This is a genomic window from Streptomyces sp. NPDC093109, assembly GCF_040701725.1.
GTDB lineage: Bacteria > Actinomycetota > Actinomycetes > Streptomycetales > Streptomycetaceae > Streptomyces.
In genome coordinates, this window is sequence record NZ_JBFBEZ010000022.1 from 130,602 (window position 1) to 145,452 (window position 14,851).

General features: G+C 69.9%; 9 protein-coding genes and 1 pseudogene. 4 read left to right on the top strand and 6 right to left on the bottom strand.

Annotation, left to right across the window (positions count from 1 at the left end; all coding sequences use genetic code 11):
- Window positions 1–46 precede the first annotated feature (46 nt).
- Together AB0389_RS22000 and AB0389_RS22005 are read left to right on the top strand one after the other, a co-directional pair.
- Window positions 47–2,077: a glycoside hydrolase gene (locus tag AB0389_RS22000; protein WP_366397134.1), complete on the top strand. Its 2,031-nt coding sequence runs from the start codon at window positions 47–49 to the stop codon at window positions 2,075–2,077.
- Between the two features lie 99 nt (window positions 2,078–2,176).
- Window positions 2,177–2,617: a GNAT family N-acetyltransferase gene (locus AB0389_RS22005; RefSeq protein WP_366397135.1), complete on the top strand. Its 441-nt coding sequence runs from the start codon at window positions 2,177–2,179 to the stop codon at window positions 2,615–2,617.
- Window positions 2,618–2,698: 81 nt separating this feature from the next.
- On the opposite strand, the gene AB0389_RS22010 is transcribed toward AB0389_RS22005, so the two are convergent.
- From AB0389_RS22010 to AB0389_RS22030, 5 genes are all read right to left on the bottom strand, one after another.
- Window positions 2,699–5,176 (bottom strand): CBM35 domain-containing protein, encoded by a 2,478-nt coding sequence (locus tag AB0389_RS22010; RefSeq protein ID WP_366397136.1) that lies wholly within the window; start codon window positions 5,174–5,176, stop codon window positions 2,699–2,701.
- Between the two features lie 158 nt (window positions 5,177–5,334).
- Window positions 5,335–6,150 carry a carbohydrate ABC transporter permease gene (locus AB0389_RS22015; RefSeq protein WP_366397150.1) on the bottom strand — a complete coding sequence of 272 codons (816 nt, stop codon included), beginning with the start codon at window positions 6,148–6,150 and terminating at the stop codon, window positions 5,335–5,337.
- Between the two features lie 47 nt (window positions 6,151–6,197).
- The gene (locus AB0389_RS22020) at window positions 6,198–7,121 is read right to left on the bottom strand and encodes a sugar ABC transporter permease (RefSeq protein WP_366397137.1); all 924 of its coding nucleotides are present in this window, start codon (window positions 7,119–7,121) and stop codon (window positions 6,198–6,200) included.
- 90 nt (window positions 7,122–7,211) lie between these two features.
- Window positions 7,212–8,537, bottom strand: coding sequence for an ABC transporter substrate-binding protein (locus AB0389_RS22025; protein ID WP_366397138.1), 1,326 nt, complete (start codon window positions 8,535–8,537; stop codon window positions 7,212–7,214).
- A gap of 46 nt (window positions 8,538–8,583) precedes the next feature.
- Window positions 8,584–9,639 (bottom strand): LacI family DNA-binding transcriptional regulator, encoded by a 1,056-nt coding sequence (locus tag AB0389_RS22030; RefSeq protein WP_366397139.1) that lies wholly within the window; start codon window positions 9,637–9,639, stop codon window positions 8,584–8,586.
- Between the two features lie 94 nt (window positions 9,640–9,733).
- Between AB0389_RS22030 and AB0389_RS22035 the strand changes: the two genes are divergently transcribed.
- Entirely contained in the window at window positions 9,734–11,950 is a 2,217-nt protein-coding gene (locus tag AB0389_RS22035) for a glycoside hydrolase family 36 protein (RefSeq protein ID WP_366397140.1), read from the top strand.
- 339 nt (window positions 11,951–12,289) lie between these two features.
- Window positions 12,290–13,495: pseudogene (locus AB0389_RS22040) on the top strand (glycoside hydrolase family 43 protein); the annotation flags it as partial.
- 139 nt (window positions 13,496–13,634) lie between these two features.
- Here the strand turns inward: AB0389_RS22040 and AB0389_RS22045 are convergent.
- Window positions 13,635–14,525, bottom strand: coding sequence for a serine protease (locus AB0389_RS22045; RefSeq protein WP_366397141.1), 891 nt, complete (start codon window positions 14,523–14,525; stop codon window positions 13,635–13,637).
- Between the last annotated feature and the right edge of the window lie 326 nt (window positions 14,526–14,851).

Consider the following 14,851-nt stretch of genomic DNA (forward strand, 5'->3'; position numbering starts at 1 on the left):
CAGTTCTGTCCCGATGACGCGACACGGACCAAGGGAATACCTCACGATGAAGAGACCACGTACCTTCCGGTATCCGTCGGCGGCACTGGCCGTCGTCCTCGCGGCCGGCGGTGTGCTGGCCGCGGGGCCGCCGCTCGCGGCGGCGGCCGACACCTCGGCCGTCACCGTACGGCCCGACCCCTCCTACCAGGGGCAGAAGTTCGAGGGCTGGGGCACCAGCCTGGTGTGGTTCGCGAACGCGACCGGCGGCTACCCGGCGGAGATACGCGAGAAGCTGGCGAAGCTGGTCTTCGGCGACGACGGGCTCGCCCTCAACATCGCCCGCTACAACGTCGGCGGCGGCAACGCGCCCGACGTCAAGGACTATCTGCGGGCGGGCGGCGCGGTCGAGGGCTGGTGGAAGGCGCCCGCGGGCACCACCCGCCAGGACACCTCCTGGTGGTCGGCGGACAATCCCGCCCACTGGAACACGAACGCGGACGCCACCCAGCGGTGGTGGGTGAACCGGATCAAGAAGGACGTCACCCACTGGGAGGCGTTCTCCAACTCGCCGCCCTGGTTCATGACCGAGAGCGGCTATGTCTCCGGCAACTTCCAGGCCGGGCAGGACCAGTTGCGCACCGACAAGGTGGACGACTTCGCCGCGTATCTGACCGGTGCGGTGGAACGGCTGGAGAAGTCGAGCCGGATCAAGGTCGACACCATCGACCCGTTCAACGAGCCCAACACCAACTACTGGGGCACCACACTCGGTGCCGACGGCCAGCCGGTGGGCGGCCGTCAGGAGGGCGCGCACATCGGGCCCGAGCTCCAGCAGAAGGTCATCAAGGCGCTGGCGAAGAAGCTCGGCAAGGCGAAGACCGACGCGGTGATCTCCGCGATGGACGAGACCAACCCGACGACGTTCGCCCGTAACTGGGAGTCCTACCCGCAGGACGTACGGGACCTGGTCGCGCAGCTCAACGTCCACACCTACGGCACCGGCGGCCGGACCACCGCGCGCGACATCGCCAAGGGCGCCGACAAGCCGCTGTGGATGAGCGAGGTCGACGGCGACTGGGGCGACGGCCAGGACTTCACCAGCATGAAGCCGGGGCTGGGTCTCGCCAGGCACATCGTGGACGATCTGCGTGAACTGGAGCCCACCGCCTGGCTGTTCTGGCAGCCGGTGGAGGACTACGACAACATGAAGCCGGGCGGCGAGTCCGCCAAGGGCGGCAACTGGGGCTCCATCCAGGTGCCGTTCAGCTGCACCGCCAAGGACACCCTCAAGACCTGCCCGGTCCTGACGAACACCAAGTTCAACACGGCCCGGAACTTCACCCACTTCATCCGTCCCGGCGACCGGCTGGTCAAGGTGGACGACACCGCGAGCGCGGCGGCCGTCTCCGCCTCCGGGCGCGAGGCCACCGTCGTCCACGTCAATGACACCAACACCGTCCGCGATGTCACCCTCGACCTCTCCGGCTTCGCCAAGGTGGCCAAGGGCGCGAAGGTCACCCCGGTCGTCACGGACGCCTCGGGCGCCCTGGTCAAGAAGGCCAAGGTGACCGTCAAGAACGGCCGCGCCACCGTCTCCGTCCCGGCCCGTTCGGTGACCACCCTGCGGATCACGGGCGTCTCCGGCGTCGCGAAGGACGCCTCACCGATCCAGCAGGGTCACACCTACGGCCTCACCGGCGTGGGCAGCGGCAAGTCCCTCGGCGTCTCCGACGACGCCACCGGCACCGTGATCCGCACCACCGACACGGCCGACGCCGGCCAGCGGTGGCAGATCGAGAAGGTGACGAAGGGCCTCGGCAACCGCGAGCGCTACATCCTGCGCAACCCGGCGGACGGCAGCCGCCTGACATCGGCGAACGGCGCGGCGGTCCTGGAGAAGGACACGGGCAAGCCGAGCACCGCCGCCCAGTGGACCCTGTCCACCACGGGCGACGGCACCTACACCTTCGTCAGCGCCGCGACCGGCGAACTGCTGGAGGTAGCGGGCCAGTCGACCACCAACGGCGCCCGCGTCTCGGTCTGGAAGCCCAACTCCGGCACGAACCAGCGCTGGACGGTCACGGACCTGAGCTGACCCCCTGGCCCGGCCGACTCCGCCCCACTGGATCCCATCCGGTGGGGCGGAGTTCTGCGTAGAGATCCATCCTGGACGGCCCCGTTCTAGGATCGGCGCGTGAAGATCACTGTGCGGACGGCAACGGAGGCGGACCTGTCGGCCCTGCTCTCCCTCTACGCCGAGTTGAACCCGGACGACGCGCCGCTGCCTCCGGCAACGGCAGCCGCCACGTGGGCGGCCGTATCAAGGCAGCAGGGGCGTACCGTCCTGGTGGCCGACGTCGACGGCACCGTGGTCGGCACGGCGGACTGTGTCGTCATGCCCAACCTCACTCGCGGCGGCCGGGCCATCCTGTTCGTGGAGAACGTCGTGGTGGCCGGCTCCTTCCAACGCCGAGGCATCGGGCGTCGGTTGATGGAGGCTGCCGTCCGCCTGGGTGAGTCGGCCGGCTGCTACAAAGTCCAGCTGCTGGCGGCGGACGACGCGTACGTCCACACCTTCTACGAGACGTGCGGCTTCAGGCCCCTGGCAACGGGCTTCCGCCGCTACATCCTCTAGAGGCCGCACACCAGCACGCCGAGGACCGGCCCGCTGTGGGTCGGTCCTCGGTGTGTTGCGGGGAGGTGGAGCGGGGTGGGGTCAGCCGCGTACGGGGGACAGTTCCACGCGGTCGATGTTGGGGGCCCACGCGGACGCGTTGGAGAGGGTCAGGGTGTTGGTGCCCTGCTGGAGGGTGACCGGGACGCCGAGGGTCCAGAAGTCCTCCCAGCTCCAGGTGTTCTTGAAGGTCACCTTCCGGGTGGTGGTGCCGATCGTGACGTCCGCCGTGCGGGAGACGATGTCGGTGTTGTAGGCGTGGCCGTTGTCGCGGCGGTCGTTCTGGCCGTAGGTGAGGACGAGGACGTACTTCCCGGCGCGCGGTGCGTCGACGGTGAAGGTGGCGGTGGCGGCGGCGCTGTTGCCGAGCCAGCCGATGTAGCTGCCCTCGGTGGCGTTGGCGCTGGCCACCAGCCGGGCGCCGCCGGCCAGCCGGGCCTGGGCGCCGTCGTAGGTGAGTGTGCCGGTCGTGGAGCCCGTGCCCGTCACGTCGAGCGAGCGCAGTGTGGCCGGGCCGGTGGCGGTGACGCGGTTGTTGCCGGCCACGAGGTACAGACGCAGCGCCTGGCCGGGGGCGGCGGTCACCGTCTCGTCGTGCAGGGAGAGCTGTACGGCGGCGGAGCCGCGCGAGGTCACCGTGTAGTAGCCGTCGCGGGGCGCGTACACGTCGTAGACCGCCTTGGCGCCCGCGCCGAGCACGAGAGCGCCGGTGCCGGTGCCGGACGCGTCGGCGTAGTCGTAGGACACACTGCCGGAGATGTCGGCGAGGGTGGCCTCGTAGGAGGCGGCCGGTGTGGTGCTCGCGGTCAGGTCGATACGGTCCAGGGTGACCTCACCGGTGCCCTTCGCCAGGGTCAGGGTGTGGGTGCCCGCGGTGAGGGGGACGGTGAGGTCCGCCTTGGCGCGGTAGGTCCAGTTCTCGGTGGAGGGGTAGGGGACGCTCGTCGTGGCGCCGCCGTCCACGGAGAGCAGCTGGGTGGCCGGGGCGCCGGACTGGTTGCCGTACAGGACCGACAGGTCGTAGCTGCCCGTGGCGGGCACGGTGACGGTGAAGTCGACCTTGCTGGCTGCGGTGTTGAGCGAGCCGACGTCCTTGGTTCCGGAGGTGGCGTAGCCGTTGGCGTTGGACACCGTGCCCTGGGTGTAGACCTGGCCGCCGGTGATCCGGGCGTCCTCGGCCTCGTAGGAGGCGGACCACGGGACGGTGGCGGCGGTGGGGGTGCCGGAGCCGGCCGGGGTGAGCACGATCCGGTAGGCGGACATCTGCTTCATGCCCGTGAGGGGTACGGTCACGGAGCCGTCGGCGGCGACGCTCAGCTTCGTACGGGACAGGACGCGCGGCGCCGCGTGCTGACCCTCGTAGCCGGACCACGCGGCCTCGGCGACGGTCGCGGTGACGGATGAGCCGAAGACGGCACGGTCGATGTGCTGGACGGCGACGTCGGTGTCACCGGACGCGCCGCCGAGCAGCACCTGGGCCTGCTTGCGGGTGGTGTCGAGCGAGGCCAGGCCCTGGAGTGTGTCGATGGTGTTCGGGGACGGCGGGGTGACCTTCACGGTCTGGCCGGTGAGTCCGGCGTACCAGCGGAAGAACCACCAGCCGCCGTTGGGGATGTTGGTACGCACGACATTGCCGTCGAGGTTGCCGGCGGCGTCCCAGTACGCCTGGTTCGCGTACACCTTGTTGCGCTCGAACATCGAGACCCACTGCACGAGCTGGCCCGGCACGGAGAGGTCGCGGCGGTTGGCGTACTCGTCGATGTTGATGGTGCGCGGGGTGACACCGACGCTCTTCTCGATGGCGCGGTAGGTGTCGTAGTGGCTCTGGAAGTCGCGCAGCGAGGTCGGGCCCAGCTCGTGCCAGGTGGTGACCTCCGGCAGGACGTTCTCCCTCTTCGCGTAGGTGAGGAAGTCGGTCAACAGCCTTGTGTGGTAGGAGGATTCGTTGGGGCCGGCGATTCTGGCGTCCGGGTCGACGGCGCGGATGCGCTGGTAGACGGTCTTCCAGTCCTTGAGGAAGCGGTCCCGGTTGGTCTCGTACGTCGCCTGGTTGGAGACGCCGAGGTTGTACCAGATCTGGTCGGGCTCGTTGAAGGGGACGTAGACGAAGCGCTCGCTGTTGGGCGCGTTCGCCACATCGCGCGTTATCTTGTCGACCTTGGTGAGGTAGTCGTCGATACCGAGGTCCTCGTACGGCCACTGGGAGTAGATGTCCTGCATCATCACGAGGACATCGCCGCCGCCGTTGCGGAAGAACGACTTCGAGACGGTGAGCGCGTCGCCGTTGGGGTGCTGGGCGCCGCCCTCGGGCTTCTGGGAGACGCTGGTGATCTTGAGCGGGGCGAGGGCGGCGGCGCTCGGGACTCCGTCGTCGCTCAGCCCGTACAGCGCGCCGTTCGCACCGCGCATGACCGCGCCCTCGGGGGCGGCGAGGTCGACGGTGACGCGCGAGGCGGCGGCGGAGACCGCGGCAGGAGCGGCGGGGGCGGCCTGGGCGGCGGGCAGGAATCCGGCGGTCATGGCTGCTCCGAGCAGGGTCGCGCCGAGGATGGTCGACGCCCGGCGTCCGGGCTTTGCGGCGCCATGTGCGGGTGGAGTGGTGTGGGGGGTGGTTCGGGGAGTGGTGCGGGGGGTGTTGCTGGGGGTGTTGCTGGGGGTTTTCATTGGACCTCCAGTTGTTACTTCACGGCTCCACTGGTGATTCCGGACACGATCTTGCGCTGGGCCACCAGGAACACGGCGACCATGGGCAGGCTCATCACCACCACGTACGCGAAGATGAGATGCCAGTTGTTGAGATAGAGCTGGGCGCCCGCGACCTGGTACAGGTTGATCGGGAGGGTCGCCCCGGCTCCGCCGCCGAGGACGAAGAAGGCGTAGAAAATGTCGCTCCAGGCGTAGAGCATCACCATGATCGTCGCGGTGGCGATCACCGGCCGCAGCAGTGGCAGGATGATCCGGAGGAAGATCCGCAGCGGCTTCGCGCCGTCGAGGCGGGCCGCCTCCTCCAGTTCGGTGGGGATGGCTCTGATGAAGCCCGTCATGAAGAACACCGACGTGGACAGGTACATCCCGGTGTAGACCGCGATCATGCCGGGCCTGGTGCCGGCCAGGCCGAGCTGGCGCAGCTCCATCACGATGGTGATCACGGCGGGCGGCAGCAGCAGTCCGCTGATGGTGAGGGCGTACGCGGCCAAGACCAGCCGGGACGAGCGCCGGGCGAACACCCAGGCCGCGCCGGCGCCGAGGACCAGCACCAGCGCCACCGAAGGCACCACGACCAGCAGGGAGTTGACGAAGCCGCGGAACATCTCGCCCTGGCTGACGGCGTCCGCGTAGTTGTCGGCCGGCTGCCAGTGGTGCGGCGGATCGAGGTTGGGGCGGACCGCCTCGCCCTGCGGCTTGGCCGAAGTGACGAGCACCAGCCACAGCGGGACGCCGACGGCGAGACCGGCCAGCAGGAGGACGAGCGCCGGCCGGCCGTACCGCCACAGCGGTGGGCCGGTCGCGGCGGGCCCGGGGAGTGTGCCGAGTGTGCTGGTCACAGCATCTGCTCCCTTCGGCGCAGCCCGACGACGAGCGGGATCGCGATGGCGACGACGATCAGGAAGAGGACCAGGCTCATGGCGGACGCCTGCGCGTACAGCCCCTGTCCGAAGATCCGGAACATGTAGATGTTGAACACCTCGGTGGAGGCGGCCGGGCCGCCGCCGGTGGTGGCCTGCACGATGTCGAAGGTGTTCATCGAGCCGATGAGCGCGGTGGTCACGTTGAAGGTGAGCGCGGGCGCGAGCATCGGCCAGCGTACGGACCGGAAGGTGCGCCAGGGCCCGGCGCCGTCGACCTTCGCGGCCTCCAGCATGTCGCCGGGGATGCCCTTGAGCCCGGCGAGGTAGATCAGCATGGCCAGCCCCATCCACTTCCAGCCGTGGATGACGGAGACCACCACCACGGTCCAGGTCGTGGAGCCCAGCCAGGGGATCTCCGTGCCGAGCGCGGAGTTGACCGCGCCGTCCTGGTCCAGCAGGGCCTGGAAGACATAGCCGACGGCGAGCGCCGAGATGAGCACCGGCAGGAAAAAGACGGCGCGGAAGAAACGGTTGAAGCGGGAGTCCTCCTCCAGGAGGAGCGCGAGCCCCAGCCCGAAGCCGTTCTGGAAGAGGGCGGCGAGCGCGGCGTACAGGAGTGTGGTCCTGATCGAGCGCAGCAGTGAGCCGTCGTCCGCGATCGTCCGGAAGTTGTCGAGCCCGGTGAAGGCGATGTCCGGGTGGTACGAGGACCAATTGGTGAACGGGTAGTAGAAGTTGAGCAGGTTCGGCACCAGGAAGAAGGCCACGAAGACCACCACCGCCGGCAGCGCGAACCACCAGGGATGGTGGACGGCCGCGCGCGGCAGCCGACCGGCCCTCTTCTGCCCGCCGGCGGGCGGCGCGGCCCTGCGGGTACGTATGGCTGTGTCCGCCACGGCTGACATCCCTCGTACGGAAGCGTTGGGGGCTGAGTCTGGGGTGGGGCTGGGGCTGGGGCTGGGAGGAGGAGAGAATGTGACGGTACGTCAGAACCCCGGGGCGCCCTGGGCCTTGGCCACCTGGGCGAACTGGTCCTGGATCGCCTGCGCCACCTGCCCGGGGTTCTTCTTGCCGTAGATCATGTCGGCGAGATAGAGGTGGGTGTCGGGAGCGACGATGGCCTTGGCCTGGAAGACACCGTTCGCGGTGGGCAGCGCCTTCAGCTGGTCGAGGGATGTCTCCGGGAGCCCGTCGGGGCTGGGCACGGCGGGCTGGACGGACGGGATCTTCATCGCCTCGATGTAGTCCGCGTAGTCGGTGTCGAGCCAGAAGGCGAGGAACTGCCGCGCCGCGTCCTGCCGTTGGGTGTCACCGGTGCGGAAGGCGACGACACCGTTGGTCTGGTCCGGCGAGTACATGCCGGTGGCGTCGGAGTTCGAGACGGGGAACCAGCCGATCCTCTTGTCGATCTCCTCGGTGCTGTACTTGGCCTGCAACTGGGACTGGAAGGAGGTGACGTTGAGGACCATGCCGGCCTCGCCCTTCCACAGCGCGTCGGCCGATCCGGTGAAGGTGCCGGTCCGGTAGTTCTTCTGCGCGAGCCCGGCACCGAGGAGCTGGTCCTTGTAGGTGGTGATGGCCTTCACCACCACCGGGTCCGTCCACTTCTTCTCGTTCTTGTTGAGGCCCTCCCACCACTGCTGGTCGAGGTCCGTCAGCTGGAGCTGCATCTGCCACTGCATGGGCCACTTGTCGCCGCCCGACTCGTAGAACGCGGCGGCGTCCGTCGAGTCCTTGATCCTGTGGCCGAGCTCCAGCAAGTCGGCGTAGCTCTTCGGGAATTGGGCCTCGGTGATGCCCGCCTCCCGGAAGACGTCCTTGTTGTAGTAGACGCCGAGCATGGCGGGGCTGGTGACGATCGCCGCGTACCGCTTGCCGCCGACCACACCGAGGGACTTCTCCGTGTCCCCGAGCTTGCTCACCCAGGGCTCGTTGTCGAGGGTGAGCAGATTCCGCTCGGGCTGGATGAACGGCAGTGTGGAGATGGACGGCTGCCAGAACATCAGGTCCGGCTTGTCGCCCGAGGCGAGCTTGGTGGGGACGTTCTGTTCGTAGAGGTCGGGGATGGCCTGCGTGTCGACCTTGGCGCCGGTGGCCTTCTCGAAGGCGTCGATGACCTGTTTGGGGGCGTTGACCGTGTTCTGCGCGGTCCACATGGTCAGTTTCACCCCGTCGAGCTTGGCTGTGGGGTCGACCTGCGCGGCGGACCCGGTACCGGCGGCGCCGTTCTCCGCCGCCGTGGGGTCGCTGCACGCGGTGGCCGTCAGCGCGGTGGCGCATATCAGTACCAGGGCCGGTAGAACTCTCTTCATCGTGAGATCCGCCTCGCTGCGTAGAGGGTGGTGTGGAGTGGTGCGCCTACCGCGCGTCCCGGCGGGCCGGCGGCGGGCCTGAGCTCTCCCTGACGACCAGTTCCGGTACGGATACGGGGTGCGGGGCCACCCGCGCCGACTGCTCCACGACGTCGTGGAGCAGCCCGAAGGCGGCCCGGCCCAGGCCGGCGAAGTCCAGCCGTACGGAGGTGAGTGACGGGGTGAGGTACGCGGAGCCCGGCGCGTCGTCGAAGCCGGCCACACTCACCTCGCCGGGGATCGCCCGGCCCGCCTCGTGCAGCGCCCGGATCACACCGAGGGCGAGATCGTCGTTGCCGCAGAGGATCGCGGTGACGGCCGGGTCCCCGGCCAGCCGGCGGCCCGCCGCGTACCCGCCGGCCGGGCCCCAGCCGCCCTGGATCACCCGGGGCGCGGACGCGCCGGCCTCGCGCAGCGCGGCGCGCCAGCCCGCGGTGCGCGGGGCGGTGCGGCGGGTGCTGGACGGAATGGCCACGTAGTGCACGGTCTCGTGGCCGAGCGCGAGCAGATGGCGGGTGGCCTCGTGGGCCGCCGCCCGGTCGTCGGTCCACACCCAGGGGCGGTCGCCGCCGGGCGGGGTGGCCGGGGTCTCGACGACCCCCACGACGGGCAGTCCGGCGGGCACGGCCCGCAGTGCGCCGACGCCGGCCGGGTCGTAGGCGATCACCACGAGCCCGCCGCCGGTGTCGGCGGCGCGCTGCACCACGGCCCGGGCGGCGCTCTCGTCGGCCGACTCCAGCACCGCGATGCCCAGGGAGTAGGCGGCGCGGCGGGCCTCCTCCTCGATGCCCTGGAGGATGGCCGCGTAGCCGTAGTGCGTGGTGTTGGCGGTGAGGACGGTGACCGACCGGGACCGGCCGCTGGCCAGTGCGAGCGCGGTGGCGCTGCGCCGGAAGCCCAGCTCGTCGATGGCGGCGAGCACCCGCTCCCGGGTGGAACTCTTCACACTGGGGTGGCCGTTGATCACCCGGGAGACGGTCTGGTACGACACGTCGGCCGCTGCCGCGACGTCTCTGATGCTCGGTCCCGACTTCCCCGGCTTTCCCGGTGTCCCCGGCTTCATGGCCCCGCCTCCCGTCCTTGTGTGACCGGTCACATTCATGCCAGGATTGTGACCGGTCACACACACCACGTCAAGAGACCGTAACGATGGATTCATGGGCCGGACGCAATCCGCCGGTAACGGCGGGATCAGGAGGGGAACGTTGACCGGACAGGCAGCGAACCACACCCAGGTGACGTTTACTTGGGGCCATTCGGCTCTCGAAACGGAGTTCGCCACCACCCCCGACGGCATGCTCGGGATGGTCCGGCTGGCCCGTCCGGGCGACCCGGCGATCCAGCCCGCAGACGCCGCCGCACCACTTCCCCTGGTGGAGATATCGGCCCTCGGCCATGGCAGTGGCTGGTCGGGGCAGCGCTTTCTCGACGGCGCTCTCGGCTCCCGGCTGCGGCACCGCGCGCACCACAGCGTCCGGGACGGTGACTGGCACCGGCTGACCGTCGAACTGCACGACCCGGGGACGGGGTTGACGGCCGAGGTGCGTTACTCCTCCCCCGACGGTGTGTCCGCGCTGCGCGGCGAGGTGCTGCTGCGCAACGAGGGCGGCCGGCCGCTGGTCGTACAGTCCGTCAGCAGTCTGCTGGTCGGCACGCTCCCCTCCCCCGACGTCCTCGACGTGCACCGGGCGCGCAACGACTGGCTGGCGGAGTGCCGTTGGTACGTGGAGCCGTTGCGTGACACCGTCGCCCGGCTCAACCACGAGGCCCACGAGCACGACAGCCGGGCGGCCCTCTCCCTCGCCGGCCGCGGCAGCTGGCCCAGCGACGGCCACCTCCCGATGGGCGGACTCACCGAACGGACGCAGGACGGTACGGATCCGAAGGGGGGCGCGGGCGGACGCGGCCTGCTCTGGCAGATCGAGTCGGCCGCGGGATGGCGCTGGGACACCGGCGATCGCGCCGGCTCCTCGTATCTCGCGCTCAACGGCCCCACCGACGCCGAGCACCACTGGCGCGAACGCCTGGGCCCCGGTGAGGAGTTCACCACGGTCCCGGCGGCGCTCGCGCTCGGCACCGGTTTCGAGGGCGCGCTGGCCCAGCTCACCTCGTACCGCCGGGCGATCCGCCGCCCGCACCGCGACCACACCGCGCTGCCCGTGATCTTCAACGACTACATGAACACCCTGATGGGCGACCCCACCACCGAGAAGCTGCTGCCGCTGATCGACGCCGCCGCCGAGGCCGGAGCGGAGTACTTCTGTATCGACTCCGGCTGGTACGACGACGACGCCAAGGGCTGGTGGGACAGCGTCGGCGAGTGGCTGCCGTCCGACCGCCGCTTCCCCGGCGGCGGTATCCGGGCGGTCCTCGACCACATCCGCTCGCGCGGCATGGTCCCCGGGCTCTGGCTGGAGCCCGAGGTCGTCGGGGTGCGCAGCCCTCTCGCCGCCACCCTGCCCGACGGGGCGTTCTTCCAGCGCGACGGTGTCCGGATCACCGAACAGGGCAGGCACCAGCTCGATCTGCGCCATCCGGCGGCCCGCGCGCATCTCGACGCGACGCTGGAGCGGATCGTGGGCGAGTGGGGTGTCGGCTATCTCAAGCTCGACTACAACATCAGCGTCGCGCCGGGCACCCGGGCGCCCGGGGACCTCTCGCCGGGCGGCGGGCTGCTCGGCCATGCCCGCGCCTATCTGGACTGGCTGTCCGCCGCGCTGGACCGCTACCCGGACCTCGTCGTCGAGAACTGCGCGTCCGGCGGGATGCGCATGGACGGGGCGTCGCTCGCCGTCGCCCAGCTCCAGTCCACCAGCGACCAGCAGGATCCGCTCCACTACCCGCCGATCGCCGCCTCGGCGCCGACGGCCGTACCGCCCGAGCAGGGCGCGGTCTGGGCCTACCCGCAGCCGGAGTTCGGCCCGGACGAGATCTCGTTCACACTGGGCGGCGCGCTGCTCGGCCGGATCCATCTCTCCGGCCATCTGGACCACATGTCACCGGCCCAACTCGCCCTGGTCCGGGAGGCGATCGAGACGTACAGGACGGTACGGGGCGATCTCCCCGGCGCCGTACCGTTCTGGCCGCTGGGTCTGCCGGGGTGGAGCGACGCGTGGTGCGCGCTGGGCCTGCGGGCGGGCGACACCTCGTATCTCTCCGTCTGGCGCCGGGACGGCTCCCCGGGCCGGGTCCTGCCCGTACCGCATCTCGCGGGCCGTGACGTACGCGCCGAGATCCTCCACCCGGCGGCACCGGCGGGCACGGTGGAGTGGCGGGCCAAGGGCGCGGAACTCGCCGTCGAACTGCCGTCGCACACTCCGGCCTGCCTGCTCATCCGGCTGACCGCGACGCCCTCCGGGAGCGACGTGTCGTAGTGCCGCGAACGTACGGCAGCGCATCGCGCGCCGGAGCCGCACCGGCTCGGTGCGCTGCCGGCGCGCGGCGCCACGCGAAGACCGCCCGGGGCAGGCCCAGACGGGGAATTCCGAATGGTCCGTGCAGAACTGTTGACGTTGCGTCGAACAAGTGACAACACTTCGGGACGGCCGTTCCAACAGGAACGCGCAATACCCCACAAGATCCCTCCCGGGAGGACCTCCATGCGTCCCCGCACCGCGCGAAGAGCCTTCATCCCCCTGATACCGCTCTTCCTGAGCCTGCTCGCCGCCCCCGGCGCACAGGCGCACGCCCAGCCCGCGGGAAGCGGAAGCGCCGACAAGTCCGCGACGGTGCTCGCCGCCGGCGACCTCACGCTGTACGGGCTCGACGACGTACGCGGCCATCTGACGCTGCCTGCCACCGGCACCCACTCCACCACCGTCAGCTGGAAGTCGGACCGGCCGAAGGTGATCGGCGCGACCGGGCTCGTCCACCGGCCCGCGCACGGCGCCGGGCCGGCCCGTGTGAAGCTCACCGCGACGGTCACCCGGGGCAAGGCCCGTACCACCCGGGCGTTCCCCGCCATCGTCACCGAACTGCCGGCCGAACAGGGCTACGCGGGCTACGCCTTCAGCTACTTCACCGGCGAGGGCACGGCGGACGGCGAGCAGGTCAGGATGGCGCTCAGCCGGGGCAACGACCCGCTGCACTGGCAGGAGTTGAACGACGGAAAGCCCGTCCTCACCTCGGATCTTGGCGACAAGGGCCTGCGCGACCCGTTCGTGATCCGCTCCCCCGAGGGCGACAAGTTCTACCAGATCGCCACCGACCTGCGGATGTACGGCAACGGCAACTGGGACCAGGTCCAGCGCACCGGCAGCAAGTCCATCATGGTGTGGGAGTCCACCGACCTGGTGAACTGGACCGACCAGCGCCTGGTGAAGGTCGCCCCCGACACGGCGGGCAACACCTGGGCCCCCGAGGCGTACTACGACACCAAGCTGAACGCCTACGTGGTCTTCTGGGCGTCGAAGATCTACGCCGACGACGACCCGCAGCACACCGGCTCCACCTACAACAAGATGATGTACGCCACGACCCGGGACTTCCGCACCTTCAGCGAGCCCCAGGTGTGGAGCGACCCGGGCTACTCGGTGATCGACTCGACCGTCATCCAGCACGGTGACACGTACTACCGCTTCACCAAGGACGAGCGGAACAACACCTCCACCACCCCCTGCTCGAAGTTCATCACGGCGGAGAAGTCCACCGACCTGCGCTCGACGTCCTACGACTTCGTCGCCGACTGCATCGGCAAGGGCACGGTCAACCAGGGCGAGGGGCCGACGGTCTTCAAGTCCAACACCGAGGAGAAGTGGTACCTGTTCATCGACGAGTTCGGTGGGCGCGGCTACATCCCCTTCGAGACCACCGATCTCGACTCGGGCAAGTGGACCCTGTCGGAGAACTTCGAACTCCCGGCAAGTCCCCGGCACGGCACCGTACTTCCGGTGACGGCCGCGGAGTACGAGCGGCTGCTCGGCGCGTACGGGCCCGCGGCCGGGGCGTCGGCGACCGCCGACGCCGCGCGTAACTGACGGTTCGTCATACGAAGGGCGCCGCCGGTCCTGTCCGGCGGCGCCCCCGCGTACGCGGTGCGGTGGGGTGCGGTGCGGGCCGTTACGGCTTGGGCAGGGTGCAGCCCGCGAGGCTCAGATTGATCTGGCTGCCCGCGCCGACGCAGGCGACGATCCCGTACGTCTGCTGGGCGTAGTTGATGCCGTAGCGGACCGTGACCGTACCGTTCTCGTCCACCTCGCACGGGTTGTTCAGGGTGCAGCGCGCGCCGTCCTCGTTGCCGGTGTTGTTGACGGCGACGACCTTCCCGGTGGCCTCGTCGATCACGGGTGAGCCCGAGGTGCCCCCGATCGTGTTGCAGGAGGAGGTGTAGCGGACCGAGTCCTTCCAGGTCCAGGTCCCCTCCTTCAGCTGATAGGCGAACCCGTCCACCGAGCAGCTGTAGATGCGCTTCCAGTAGCCGGAGACGACCTTGATGGCGGTCCCCTGGACGGGCCGGGTGGCGTTCAGTTCCAGGGCACTGATCCCGTACGCGCTCTGTATCTGGGCGTAGGTGCTGGTGAGTTGGTACAGCGAGATGTCGGTGTCGGTCATCGTGCCGTACGCGATCTTGGATGCGCGCAGGGTCGCGACACCGGTGCCCGCCGAGTTCAGCAGGGTGAAGGTACGGGTGGACGCGCGGTCGACGATGACCTGCCCCGCGGCCGGGAATCCGGTCTCCAGGCAGTGACCGTTGGACAGGACGAGGGCGGGATCGGTGGGCAGTGAGGCGGGGGTGCGGACGACGGAGCCGGAACAGTTGCTGAGCGCCACCGTTCCGGCGAAGTCGACCGCCGCTATGGACTCCTGGGCCGCGGCGGCGGCCTGGACGGTCCGGTCCTGGACGGTCGTCCGGGCGGGCGCGGCCGTGTCCTGGCTTGTGGCCATCGCGGGGGCGGCGCCGGCGCCGAGGAGCAGAACGGCGAAGAGCGCGCCGCGGAGAGGCATTCGCATAGTGGGGTCCCCTCTGTGACCGAAGATCTTTCGGTGTTTTGTCATGAGCATTGCGTGTCGCGCATTGAGCATTGTTGACTCATGCGGGCCGGGGGGGCAACCACGCCTCGGGCAAGCTCGGGCACAGAAGAGGACAGAGGAGAGGGCAGAGGAGAGGACACAGACGAGGGCGCGCGGGAGCACGCGAAGAAGCGGGGCGGTGGGGGCGGCGGGGGGTGAAGTACCCACCCCCCCCCCCCCCCGCCGCCGCCGGGGCGGGGGGGGGCCGGGTCGGTGAGGGGGTCGGTGGTCATGGGTGGTGTCGCTCCTTGGTGTGGACGCTGTGT